At 57.6% G+C, this 12,156-nt stretch carries 9 protein-coding genes; 1 reads left to right on the plus strand and 8 read right to left on the minus strand.

From position 1 onward, the window contains the following. Position 1 precedes the first annotated feature (1 nt). The 5 genes from CW354_RS08430 to CW354_RS08450 all read right to left on the minus strand — a co-directional run bounded on the left by CW354_RS08430 (position 2) and on the right by CW354_RS08450 (position 9,263). On the minus strand, positions 2–2,620 hold the full coding sequence (locus CW354_RS08430; RefSeq protein WP_104829562.1) for an alpha/beta hydrolase family protein: 2,619 nt from the start codon (positions 2,618–2,620) through the stop codon (positions 2–4). Positions 2,621–2,711: 91 nt separating this feature from the next. Further along, positions 2,712–5,489, minus strand: coding sequence for a TonB-dependent receptor (locus tag CW354_RS08435; RefSeq protein ID WP_104829563.1), 2,778 nt, complete (start codon positions 5,487–5,489; stop codon positions 2,712–2,714). Positions 5,490–5,630: 141 nt separating this feature from the next. Then, entirely contained in the window at positions 5,631–6,713 is a 1,083-nt protein-coding gene (locus CW354_RS08440; protein WP_104829564.1) for a FecR family protein, read from the minus strand. Beyond that, positions 6,710–7,261, minus strand: a complete 552-nt coding sequence (locus CW354_RS08445) for an RNA polymerase sigma factor (protein ID WP_104829565.1) — start codon at positions 7,259–7,261, stop codon at positions 6,710–6,712. Before CW354_RS08445 ends, CW354_RS08440 begins: the two co-directional genes overlap by 4 nt. Before the next feature lie 181 nt (positions 7,262–7,442). After that, entirely contained in the window at positions 7,443–9,263 is a 1,821-nt protein-coding gene (locus CW354_RS08450; protein WP_133162242.1) for an ABC transporter transmembrane domain-containing protein, read from the minus strand. Positions 9,264–9,564: 301 nt separating this feature from the next. On the opposite strand from CW354_RS08450, the gene CW354_RS23045 reads away from it, so the two are divergent. Continuing rightward, positions 9,565–9,801: a hypothetical protein gene (locus CW354_RS23045; RefSeq protein ID WP_133162243.1), complete on the plus strand. Its 237-nt coding sequence runs from the start codon at positions 9,565–9,567 to the stop codon at positions 9,799–9,801. A gap of 400 nt (positions 9,802–10,201) precedes the next feature. Here CW354_RS23045 and CW354_RS08460 read toward each other — a convergent pair whose 3' ends face one another. The 3 genes from CW354_RS08460 to CW354_RS08470 form a co-directional block, all read right to left on the minus strand. After that, positions 10,202–10,738, minus strand: coding sequence for a hypothetical protein (locus tag CW354_RS08460; RefSeq protein WP_133162244.1), 537 nt, complete (start codon positions 10,736–10,738; stop codon positions 10,202–10,204). 154 nt (positions 10,739–10,892) lie between these two features. Next, positions 10,893–11,486, minus strand: coding sequence for an RES family NAD+ phosphorylase (locus CW354_RS08465; protein ID WP_104829569.1), 594 nt, complete (start codon positions 11,484–11,486; stop codon positions 10,893–10,895). Continuing rightward, the gene (locus tag CW354_RS08470; RefSeq protein WP_133162245.1) at positions 11,486–12,064 is read right to left on the minus strand and encodes a hypothetical protein; all 579 of its coding nucleotides are present in this window, start codon (positions 12,062–12,064) and stop codon (positions 11,486–11,488) included. The genes CW354_RS08465 and CW354_RS08470 overlap by 1 nt, the downstream gene beginning before the upstream one ends. Positions 12,065–12,156 lie beyond the last annotated feature (92 nt).

The raw sequence follows: 12,156 nt of genomic DNA on the forward strand, positions 1-12,156 counted from the left end.
CTCAATGGCCTGTTTCAATTACGCCAGCTTCCGTCAGGAAGCGGTCAATCCGGCGCCAAAGGTCTCTTATATTCGCCGGCGACGAGGGCCCGTGCCCTTCTCCCCAGTATCGTACATAGCGGGCTTCCTTGCCGGCACGATAAAGCGCACCAAACATTTCATCGTATTGGGACATATCAAAATAATCGAGGTCGGAGTGCACCATCAGCACAGGCGCCGTTATATTCCGGGCCAAGGCGACAGGGCTGGATTGGGCGTAAATGCCCGGCGCAGACAAGGCAGACGCGCCGAAACCGTAGGGACAGATATTGTTGACCCCTTCGCCAACACATTCGTATCGCCAACGGTTGTCCCCGCCATTCTGATCAAGATGGAAATACCTCGTGAGGCCCCGTGACCCGAAGTAATGACTAAAAAAGTCAGCCCATCCATTCATGGAAATGACGGCGGAAAATCTGTCTGATTGGCTTGCGATATAGAGAGCAAGCACTCCGCCCTGACTAAATCCGTACAGAACGACGCGTTTTGAATCAATGAACCCTGTATTGGCCACGGCGTCGAGAGTTTGCTCCACCAGTTCGTCCGAGCCCGCAATTGGTCCGGCCTGATTTCGGGCAAAATCCAGCGGGATGGCCGCTCGCAAATATACGAACCCACGGGCGGTCCAGAGATCCTTGACGGACGCTGCTGGGTAGGGCGCGTCCTTGAGTGTTTCACAGGTGCTGCCGCTGCCAACCGGATAAACTTCTACTAGGAGCGGATACTTCAGTTTCGCATCAAAGTCCGGCGGCAGGATCAGGCAACTACGTATGTTCCTGGTTGCTTGGGGATCGGCAGGATTCGTCAGAGCATAAGTAATCTCCATCGTCTTGGGATGATCGACTTGATTTAGATGTTCATTAATCCGCGCAAGTTCCTCAGTGCTGTGATCTTTTCGGATTATCAGCAATCTCGTTGCAGCCCCATCGCTCACCGTGACTGCGGCCGCACGAGCCTCACGCGACGCAGCTAATACGCGTGCATCGGGATAAACAATGTTGAGTGTTTCCGTCTGAGCGCTTGGCACCGAATATTGCAGGAACTCGACCCATTGTTCGATACCATCTGCCGAAACTACCGCACCGTCCGCATCGAATGCGTTTCTCCGCTTCTCGGATGAGACACGAAATTCGTTAGACCAGCTATGAGTAGGATTGTACGTATACGAGATCGTGCTGATGTTGCGAGCACCATCCTCGGTCAGCCTCTCAATGCCCCCTTCAGCGTCGACTCTGTAGACGCCGTCGTCAGCTTTTACGACGATTGCGCTGGAATCTGAATACAACGGATAGCCTGACACATGCTCCAGGTTAGCGGTCAGATTTCGTGCCTTTCCGTTGCATGAAAAAAGGAACCAGTCGTATCGGTTGCCTCGGAGTGGACGCGCGAAAGCGACCACGCCATCGTCTAAGAGTACCGTTCGAGCCGGGCCCGTTTCCAGGAAATAGTCGGGTTTGAGTTGGTCATTTGCCAAAACAAAATCAGCGGCATCGCACCTGTGCGCCACCGGAACGCCGGCATCAAATACATAGAAATCACCATCCGCCGGGGTCTCTCCGGCTTGCCAGCCAAACACGGCGAACCGGTCGCCGCGGCTCGCCCAGACCAGGGAATTCGGGTCAACCGAGAACGGATGATCAATTTTAAGCTTGTCGACGCTCTTCAATTTCATCATCACAAGTGCATACCGGCGGTCGAAGACAGGGTGTGTCTCATTGGCGACCGGGCCGGCATCACCGGAAGGTCTCTCTCGCTCCGCCACCCTTGCGGAAATGATATACTTTTGGTCAGGTGATACGCGGGCGCTGGCGTAGCGCCCTTCAGCTATTACTCTCGACTTTCCTGTGGCGACATTAAATTCGATGAGTTCTCCCGGCGCCCAGTCCTCCGATCGATCTTGCTTTGTACTGATGACTTCTGAGGAGGTTGGCCGGTCACCGCGCCAGGCAGCGTTCCACTCCCTCCAGAGATATGTCCCGGTGGTGGGACGGGAATACATCTCGGATCCGGGTTGGAGATCTCCTCGTGTCGGAAAAACAAACGAGTTCGAAGATGTCCACTCGATCCTCTCGTTCCAACGCAGCGTCGAAACATAGCGGTCACGAATGTCGGGCATCTGATTGAGGCGTACACATCGGTTCCGTCCGATCTCGCACGCGATTAATCTGTAGCGACCGAGTTTGTATTCGAGAACGACGACGTGGGTGCTCCCCGGTGATATTGCGAACAGGTAATTAGTAGCGGCCAGATCCAGACCGGGTTGAAGCACCGGCGCACGGTCATGCCCGATGTCCTTGATCCAGAGTTGATGCCCGCTCAGACGGTAGGCATACAGAGCATATGAGTAATCATGTAGCGCATTGTACGGTGGTATTTGATTGTATACGAGCCATCGGCCATCATGCGAAAATTGCGCTTCTCCAATTCCCTCAACGCCAAGCACGTCTTCCACGGTAATGGGGCGACTGGGAATTTTTGTCGACGCCATCGCTACCGTCGGCTGCAGACCAGAGCACAAAAGGCAGCCAAGCGCGATAATAAGGCTACGTAAAGCGCTCCGTATGGCAGCATCAAAGCACATTGGTTCAATTCCCTATTTCGGCGCTTATTAAATGGGATGACCGAGAGTCAGATCCAGCTCTCGGTCACTTCTTGTTTCGTCGCTCAGCTAGCTAAAAGGACTTGCGTATATCGAACGCGACGAAGCGACCGAGCGGAGAGGCGTTGGCCGGGTCGTAGCCTGTGAGTCGATATTGCAGATATGTCGGTGTTTCAGGGGGGCTTTGATCCAGAATATTGAGGATCGTCAGATTGAAAGCAGTGTTGTCCAGCCAGCCCGCTTGTTTGTTGGCAACACGATACGAAAGGCTGAGGTCAGCGGTCGTCCACGGATCGATCGAAACAGAAGCATCTGAATCGTCTGTGCGATAGCTCGCCTTGTGGTTGATAAAGAGGTTGGCGCCGAAGCCACCTTGGGCGACGCCCAAATGCCCACGCAATTGTAAATCGATGGGGTTGTACAGTGAATTGATCCTCTCAACCGGAGCGGAAGTGACCGACGCCTGTTGAATGAAATCGATGATATAGTTCGCGTTAATCCCTGCAAAGTACCGACGGCGTCCTGTATCAAATTCATAGTCAAGCTGGACTTCGACGCCCCTGGTGATGGTCGAGGCCAGATTTCGGATGATCAGCGCGTTGTTGATAAAGCCGATGTTTTCAAGATCGGTGGCGCCACTCCTGAACTGGAGCGGCGTGGTGAAGGTCGAAATGAGGGATTGGACTTCCTCGTCAGACGGAAAGAACACGATGGTGCCCGGAGGGAATGCATCGGGATTGTCAAACGCAATTCCAGGTGCGTGGTTGAAGGTCAAGTTTTGGGGTATTGGCGTGGTTCCCAGCCTGCCATCGAATTTTATGTCGTAGTAAGTCGCTTTGGTTGTCAGCGAATGACCGCCATGATCGAGAGAATAATCCATGCCCGCCGTGAAAGCACGCGAGGTTTCGGGATCAAGGTCTGCGGCCACGCCTTGAGCAATCAGATAATCAACATTCTCCAGAGAAGGGTCCGGGAGGTCGATATTCAAAAGACCTCTGATAAACGAGTACGGGAAGACGGCACCGGCCCTAGAGGCGTAAGACCTCCCCAATGCAGGAGGCGCAAAGGAAGTGCTGTAAGATCCCCGCAGAGAAAATCCGTCGACGGGCGACCAAAGCACTCCGACCTTTGGATTCACGGTATTTCCGAAATCGGAATAGTCATCAAATCGTCCGGATGCGTTGACCTCCAAGCGCGCGATCCCCGGTATTGCGTTCGTCTGGCCGACAACTGGGAGATAAAGTTCGCCAAAGACCGCCGTGACGTCGCGCGTCGCGTGTCCGCCAGATCCGCTGGAGAGCCTGTTCCTCAAGGTCTCTCTTCGAAACTGACCTCCTACGGCTGCCTTTATATCTCCGGCGGGGAGTTCAAAGACTGATCCAGAGGTCAATACATCGACGGACCACATACTCGAATTGGTGCGGGTCCAGGTCGGGTCATTCAGCGGAGCGATGCCTTGCGCCAGTTCGTATGCCTTAACCTGACTGAAATTGGCGTCAACTGACGCGGTCCAGGTGTTGCCAATCTGATAGTCGGCACCGAGATTGGCCGAGAGGCTGTCGGAGGAAATTTCTCGCTGCGTGATGTCACTGGACGCTACGCCGCCAACGGTCAGACTTTCGGCATGGCGGCTCGAAACGAGCGTCATAGCATCGATCTCAAGTTTTGAGCCAATCTCCTGCCGCGCGGAAAACACGCCGCTGTGTCGTTTTTGGGCCGGCATTAAATCGAGCTGATCCAATTCCTCAATGGGATCTCCGTTGCTAAGGGTTGGTGTTGGGATGTCAGGTTTGTCCGAGAGCCGAAGATTGTCACGATCCAAATACTCATAGGCCGCCATCACGTTGCCAGTCTTCCATCCCTTGCCGAGAAGCTGGCTAATTCTGTACTCGTCAAGATGCCCTTCCGTGACCGTACCATACCGGACGCTCGTCTCTGCCCCTTGAAAATCATCTCTCAATACGAAGTTTATGACCCCCGCTACCGCGTCACCGCCATAGATCGAAGAGGCGCCATCAGTCAGCATTTCAATGCGCTCCAGGGCCGAAACAGGAATTGCCGACAGGTCGACGAAGTCGCCAATCGTTGACGAAGGAGCAAGTCTATTCCCATTGAGCAATGTGAGCGTTGCTCCCGACCCCAGTCCGCGCAAGTTCGCCCCAGTAGCATAGGTATTGTTCGAACGAGAATTCGTATCGTTGGGCAGTCCGGCGGGTGTGAACTCAGTCGAGCCGCCACCGAAGTTTTGAGGTAGCTGCCGAAGAAAGGCCTCCGTAGTGGTCACACCTGATCCGATGATGTCGTCGCGATCAAAGCTCAACGTCGGCGAACTTTCCGGCGCGATCCCCTTGATCAAAGTGCCGGTGACGGTGATCTCGTCAGACGTTTTTTCCTTCTCGGTGACATCTCCTTTAGAGTCGAGAGGCCTGTCTTGCTCGACTTCGTCAACGGCTGTTGCTCCGGCGCCGCGATCAATCACGGCTTGCTGTTCAGCCGTGCGGACGAGGACAACATTTGTATTCCGCGTTTCAAAAACGAGCCCGGATCCGGCGAGCAGTTTCTGAAGCGCTTCGGCGTCGGTCATTTCGCCTTCGACCGGCGTCGCCTGCTTGCCTTCGACGATGTCAGTCGTGAACATCACCTGCTTGTTGGTTGTGAAGGCGTAGCTTTTGAGCGCAGCATCGAGGCTTTGGGCCGCGATGTGGAACTCTTTTACGGGTTCTGCCGGCTTTTGCGCGGCGGCCGCCGACATCATGAAGCAGCCTGCGAGCGCCGATAGACCGCTGCCCATAAGAAACTTTTTGCGATTAGAACGAGTACGATACGTCGTAGCCTGATTTTCCGTCGACATCACTGCCCCACCTTGCCTTCTGGAACACGGCGCTCCGCCCCAATAGCGGCGCCTTTACTTTGTGTGAAACGGATGACCGCGGGGATATGTCAGCTTCAATTCAAAGAAAGTTTTAAGAAATCTCCCTTGAGCTAATTCTGGCTAGTGGCGCGAATAAAATTCTATCTGCGTGGCCGAGAGGCGGCGCGCATCGACGGGCAAATAGGCTTCGACGGCGTCCACGAACGCGTCTGTGTCGCCGGCGTGGAAGACCCCGCTGATCCGGTATTGCTCAAGGCCATCGCTCGCGATGCTGAGACGGATACGCGAGTAGCGGTTCATCTGCTCAACCGCTTCAGCGAGCGTGTCGCCGTCAAGGATCACCTTGCCGTTTCGCCAGGCGCTGGCTTTTTCCATATCGGCGTTCGTCTTGATTCCGGGCAAACCGGCATCGGGAACGACAAGCTGTTCGCCCTGCCGCAATTTGACCGGAGGGGCGACCGGGCCGTCTTCGGCATCCGGGCGCTCGCCGGTGACGACGACTTCCCCCTCGACAAGCGTTACGCGAACTTCGCGGCCGATCATGCTCACATTGAACTCGGTTCCGGTGGCGAGCACTCGTTGCGCCCCCGCGCGAACGCGGAATGGCCGGCTCTTGTCCTTAGCAACATCGAAGAACGCCTGACCGGCGAGAAGTTCAATCTCCCGGGCTTCTGCGGTGTAGCGGACGATAAGCTGCGTCGCCGCATCGAGCGTCACCCGGCTGTTGTCTGTGAGGGTGACAATGCGCGTTTCCGCTATGCCAGTCTTATAGGTTTCGCTTGCGACCACGGCTCCCGGATCGGAGACCGGTTGCGAATTCGGGTCACTGCGCAGGCCGACAAACAGAACCGGCAGCGAGATTGCGGCGACGACCGCCAGCGCTGCGGCGGCGCGCATCGCGACCTTGAAGGGTCGGCTCTGCGCCGTCAGCCAACGGCGCGTGATCGTGCCGCGGGAGCGGTCGATGGCGTCGCGCCGGACCTTGAGGATTTCGGGGGCGACGGCATTCTCTCCCATCGACGCCCAGATTGAGCGGGCCCGATCCATCGCTGCGGCGTTCACGGGCGAGGCTTCGAGCCATTCACGAAAGGCGTCGTCGTCTTCCCGGACCTCGCCATTATGCAGGCGCACTTGCCACTCGGACGCCTGCTTTCGCGCCGTTCGGCGGTCATCGGCATTGTTCGTTGGTTGCGCCGGGTTCATTCGTCTTCGACCATCTCAAGAAGGAGTTCCATTGCCCGGAACAGACGCTTGCGTACGGCGCTTGCGGAAATTCCGTAGAGATCGCCGATTTCCTGATAGGTCATGCATTCCAGACGGTTCAGGACGAGCATGTCGCGGGTTTGCTCACCAAGCGCTGACAATTGAGACAACACGAGCGCGAGTTCCTGGCGACCGCCGACGACGCGCTCGGGATTCAGCTTTTCGACTGTTTCCTGGCGCAGCCGGATTTCGGAGTAATTCTCCTGCCGGACTTTGGCGTATCGGGTTCGATCCAGCATCAGGTTGCGCGCGGTCTGGAAGATAAAGGCGTCAGGCTCTTCGATCGGTGCGCGTTCGTTTCGGCGAACGACGCGCAGGAGCACTTCCTGCGCAAGATCTTCGGGTTCGCCCGCCACGGCGGTGCGGCGCCGGAAAAAGGCGATCAGCGGTCCACGGTAGCGTTCGGACAAGGTCTTGGCTAGATCGTCCCCGGCCGCGCTGTCCGGCGTCGGCCGCCTGCCGTCCTCCAGTTTGTCCGAGTTCGCCATTCCGCCACCCCTGCGGCGCCAGTCCAGGACGGGCTCGCCGCTTAAACTGCCCGATGAGGAAAACGTTTCAAAACGCCAATGCGCCCTTGCGGCACAAAATTTTTTGGCTTTGCGCCGCCGCGCTTCCCTGCCTGCTGGCAACTGTCTGATATGATGAGGTTATTACAGCCTACAGACGTTCTCAAGCGCCGGTCCCTCTTGCCCGGTCGGGACCATGGGCGGCGTCGTCGGTCTGGGCGCGCCATAGGCTTGCATACAGGCCGCCGCGCGCCAGCAGGTCTCCATGGCGGCCACGTTCGACGATCCGGCCTTGATCGAGCACGATGATGTCGTCCGCCTTGACGATGGTGGAGAGGCGATGCGCGATGACGAGGGTGGTGACGCCCCTGGCGGCGATGGCGAGGTTATCGACGATTTCGGCCTCGGTTCTGGAGTCGAGCGAGGAGGTCGCCTCATCCGCAATGAACAATCGGGGTTGCTTCAGCGAGGCGCGGGCGATGGCGACGCGCTGTTTTTCGCCGCCGGAGAGCTTGAGGCCGCGTTCGCCGACGATGGTGTCGAACCCGTCGGGAAGCTTGTCGATGAGGCCGTCGAGATTGGCGAGGCTGGCGGCGCGCGCGATGTCGTCCTGAACGCCGTCATATTCGGGAAAGCCGATATTGTAGGCGAGGCTGTCGTTGAAGAGCGACGTGTCCTGCGGGACGAGGGCGATCCACTTACGCAGTTCTGTGGGCGGGATTTCGGCGATCGGGACGCCATCGAAGAGGATGCGGCCGGCGTCGGGATCATAGAAACGCATGATGAGGCGGACGACGGATGACTTGCCCCCGCCAGAGGAGCCGACGAGGGCGGTCATGGAGCCGGGCGCGATTTCGAAGCTGAGGTCCGTCAGCACGCGCCGGCCTTCATGATAGGAGAAGGTCACATGCTCAAAGGTGATCCTGGCCGGGCCTTCCTGAGGCCCGATGGCCGGGACGGACGCACCGGCGCCGCTTTCCGGCTTCTCGTCGAGGAGATCGAGCATGCGCTCGATGAAGGCCGCCCCCTGCCCGATGTCGCGGACGCCGAGGCCGAGGAGTTCCAGCGGCCGGACGATCTGAAGCATGTAGGCGTTGACGAGGACGAAATCGCCGACGCTCATGGCGCCCGATTGCACGCGCGCCAGGCCGAGCCACAAGGTCGCTGCAAGCCCGCCCGAGAAGATGAACGCGATTGCGATCCCGTTGACAAAGCGCGCGCGATAGAAGTCGCGCCAGCGGCTTTGCGCGATCTTGAGCGTGTCGTCGTAGCGGCGGGTGACGGCCGCTTCTCCGGTGAAGGACTTGACGGCCTCGAAATTCAGAAGGCCGTCGGCGAGCTGGGCGTTGGCGTCGATGCGGGCGGCCGAGACGCTTCGGCTGGCGCGCAGCACTTTCCGGGCGCCGTCTGCAAAGACAAATATGTAAAGCACCGCACAAGCCGCAAAGACCGCAAGAAAGACAGGATCGAGAACGAGGGCGACGACAAGCGACATGATGAGAATTTCGATAAGCCCCGGCAGCAGCGTGAACACGGCGTGCTGCATGACCAGGCGATAGCCCTGAATGCCGTTTTCGAGCGTCTGCGCGACGGCCCCGGTGGCGCGGGCGAGATGAAACCTCAAGGGCAGCGCCATGGCGTGCGCGAAGAGTTTTCGGCTCAGTTTGCGGGTGATCGATTGTTCGGATGCGCCGAAGAGGAACATCCGCATTTCGCTGGCGACGCGGCTCGCGCCCTGCGCGCCCACGTAGAGGGCCAGCAGCGTGAGCGGGTCGAGGGCGAGCATGTGGGTTGGCGCCCCGCCTGACAATGTGTCGATGAGGAGTTTGAGGGCGACCGGTCCCAGCGCTGTCAGCGCAGCGCCAAGAACGACGCAGGCGAAAGCCGCAGCAAACCGGGCGACATCGAGCCGATCGAGTTCGGGTCGGATGACGGCGAACGCCCGGTTGAAGAAGCCTTTCTGTTTGCTATGCGCTTCGACCAAATGTGTGAGACCTCTCCTTTTGCTGGAGACAGGGTGCAATATACCACAGGTTTATTGCATAATGCGACCGCAACGCGAGTTACATGTCCAATAGGTGCGCGCGGACGCAGTCGCGGCTGGATGGTATCGAAAGCGGACCTCCATGGAGCGGTCCTTTGGCGGCGCATCCCGCGAATGTTGCTGCGATGAAGGGTGAATCGCCGGTCGAACAACCGACCTGTAATCGCGGCGACGTGACTGCGCGCAAGAGTGAGGTGTTGGCCGGTTACGGTCTTTGTTTCGGGGCCGGGCATTTCAGGCGATGCGGGCCTTCCAGCTTCACAATCTCGATTCCATATGCGGCGGCGGCGCGGTGAATGTCGGCGTTTGGGTCGTGCGAGTTCACGATTTCCGCGACTTCACCGAAGTTCTTTGTGCGCATCTGTTGCGCGGCCCAAGCCTGCATGCGGCCGACAAATTCTGGCGTCTCTTCGACGATCGGATCTCTTTCCAGCCTGTGGGCTTGAGCGGCCAGGACGAAGTCTCGATTGCGATATAGAAGCGCAGTTCCCTCTATTTCACATGTCCTGCCGTCATAGGTTTCAACCGGAATGGGTCGCAGGGGAGCATAGAAGACTTTCAGACTGACGAGTTTGTAATCGGAAAACGGCCGGCGCAGCCTCCATGCAGAAAAGTCGCTCCGTGGCGCAACGGAATCCGGCCACCCATCCTTATAAAGAACGAGTTCCTTGTCGGCCGTTACGTGAATGAGAGAGTTTGCTGCAACGACGACGGCGCCTGCTGCGACCAACGTTCCGATTGCGATCGCTGCGCGATGCTTCATGCTTTCGACCTTCCCACCTCTGTCGGCGCTACTCGACCGGACCGATCAGGTCTCCGCCCTGGTTCCTGACACTACCTACAGCCTTCCCAGTGTTCCAGGCGTGCATGTCCTGCGATCAGTCGCCAAAACGAAGTACGATGGCGATTCTCGTTTTCTCCGAAATAACGCCAACACGCGTTCTGCTGGTTGAATAGTATGATCCGTGCTCGTTAAACATACCTTGGATTACCTTGGTATAATCGGGGTTTATTTCATGCAAACAATTGTCGAACATCGCCTTCAACCGGCTGTCGTCTGGCATGGGGGTTGGCCGCCATTCTCCATCCCAATATGCGGCGCTATTGGCCTTTGACCGATCAGGTTTACTGAACAACGCATCTGGACCCGATGTCCTGATTTTTTTCGCAGTTTCTTCCGTAAAAACCACAGCGGCATAGGTACAGCCAAAGCCGCCATCATGCCACCGCTTTGATGCGATGACCTCCTCAATCTGAACGCGCCTAGAGAAAAACGTTCGCGCATAGGTGAGATTGTCAAACGAAGTGATTGACCAAATAGCGAAAGAACCGGCGACATACAGGAACATCGGCGCCAGCAATGCGATCAGACACCCTATGGCCATACGTCCCGGCTTTTTAGCGGCCTCGTTCATAACTTTCTCTTTGTCGTTAACTACGCAGTAGGCTGAGTATAGGAGTTGTTTCTAAGCAAACCCTTTTGGCCATAACGAGGCAAAAATGTAACTCAGGCCGGAATCCTGTCAGAATAGCAGAAGGCGCCGAAGACAGGCCGGCGCCACTTCTCGTTCAAAGCGGCGGAATGAGATTGTAACCGCGCGCCGAGAGCACTTTCCGCGCCCAGGCGCGATCGACGGGGTCGTCGCTCGTTCTGTCCTTCAGCGCATCGCCCGCCCGGTCGAACAGGGCCACGCAGCGGTGATTGGTGTCGAAGCGAGAAAGATATTCTATTCCGTCGAGACGGGTGTTCTTGTGAACCCAGGCCGAAATCCGCTGCGGCGTGTCATAGCCGTCCGGGTGGGTCGCCGGATCGAAATGGGAGGCGACGTCGGCAATTGTCGTCCGGAACCAGGCGAGCCCCGGTCCATGAAGCTTTGCAAGTCGGACCATCCTCGTCAGGGTAAATGATGCGAAGCGCTTTTTTTCAACACGGTCCCATAAGACGTCGCGGTCTGAAGGCGTTCGCAGCAAGGTTTCTGCAAAGGGGCCGATTTCGGTCCGGCCGAGATACATGACGCCGTAGTTGCAATCGGGATCGTCCCACCGCCATGTGGCGTCGCGATTGCCGAAATAGCGTGCGCCATGCGACGGCTGATGCATCCGATGCAGAATCTGGCCTGCATTGATCCGCGCGACAGGCGGTTTGTCCCCCGAGGCCGGCATCAGGCTTCAAGGGCGCGCGCAAACCGGGCGACGCGTTCAGCCTCCGCCGGTCCTTTCCGGAGCAGTGCAATCGGCGACGCTTTGCCAAGGCCCTCATCGCCGCTGACGAGGAATTGCAAGATCGCCCAACCGCTTGTGTTCGGCGCCGCGCCGAGCACGTCAGCAATTGCAGGATTGAGCACGCCTCCGGCGAACTGGAATTTCGGAAACAGTTTCACGCCGCCATCTTCGACCACGAGCATCCTGCGGTTATTCGCGGCCTTGTAGACGGCTTGCACGCTTTTGTAGCCGAGAAGCTGGCGTACATCCTCGGCCTTTAAAGCGCCTCCCGCCGCCTTCAGCATCCGCTGTCTGAACCGGACGGCGTTGGCGGCGTCCTCGACCTTTTCGGCGTCTTCGATCGACACCGGCATGAGTTTGAGGATGGAATAGAGCAATTCCGGCGTGTCGGCGCTCTTGAGAATCTTACGTTTCTTTTCCGCTGACAACCGTCCCAACACCTTGCCCATGCCGGTTTCGAGCCGTTGAATGAGAAGATGATCGAGTTCGTTAGCAGATTTTTGTGTTGCGCTAGCCATGAGGATCATCCGGTTGAATAGGTACAATATATCAGCACTATTAGCCAAATTCAACCTTCGACGTGGCCCACCAGATTTGCTAGCCCAGCGAT

The organism is Hyphococcus luteus (genome assembly GCF_002943565.1).
GTDB lineage: Bacteria > Pseudomonadota > Alphaproteobacteria > Caulobacterales > Parvularculaceae > Hyphococcus > Hyphococcus luteus.

Coding starts and splice junctions, on each gene's coding strand:
- CW354_RS08430 (WP_104829562.1), bottom strand. CDS start 2,620: ATGTGCTTTGATGCTGCCATACGGAGCGCTTTACGTAGCCTTATTATC.
- CW354_RS08435 (WP_104829563.1), bottom strand. CDS start 5,489: ATGTCGACGGAAAATCAGGCTACGACGTATCGTACTCGTTCTAATCGC.
- CW354_RS08440 (WP_104829564.1), bottom strand. CDS start 6,713: ATGAACCCGGCGCAACCAACGAACAATGCCGATGACCGCCGAACGGCG.
- CW354_RS08445 (WP_104829565.1), bottom strand. CDS start 7,261: ATGGCGAACTCGGACAAACTGGAGGACGGCAGGCGGCCGACGCCGGAC.
- CW354_RS23045 (WP_133162243.1), top strand. CDS start 9,565: ATGCGGGCCTTCCAGCTTCACAATCTCGATTCCATATGCGGCGGCGGC.
- CW354_RS08460 (WP_133162244.1), bottom strand. CDS start 10,738: ATGAACGAGGCCGCTAAAAAGCCGGGACGTATGGCCATAGGGTGTCTG.
- CW354_RS08465 (WP_104829569.1), bottom strand. CDS start 11,486: ATGCCGGCCTCGGGGGACAAACCGCCTGTCGCGCGGATCAATGCAGGC.
- CW354_RS08470 (WP_133162245.1), bottom strand. CDS start 12,064: ATGGCTAGCGCAACACAAAAATCTGCTAACGAACTCGATCATCTTCTC.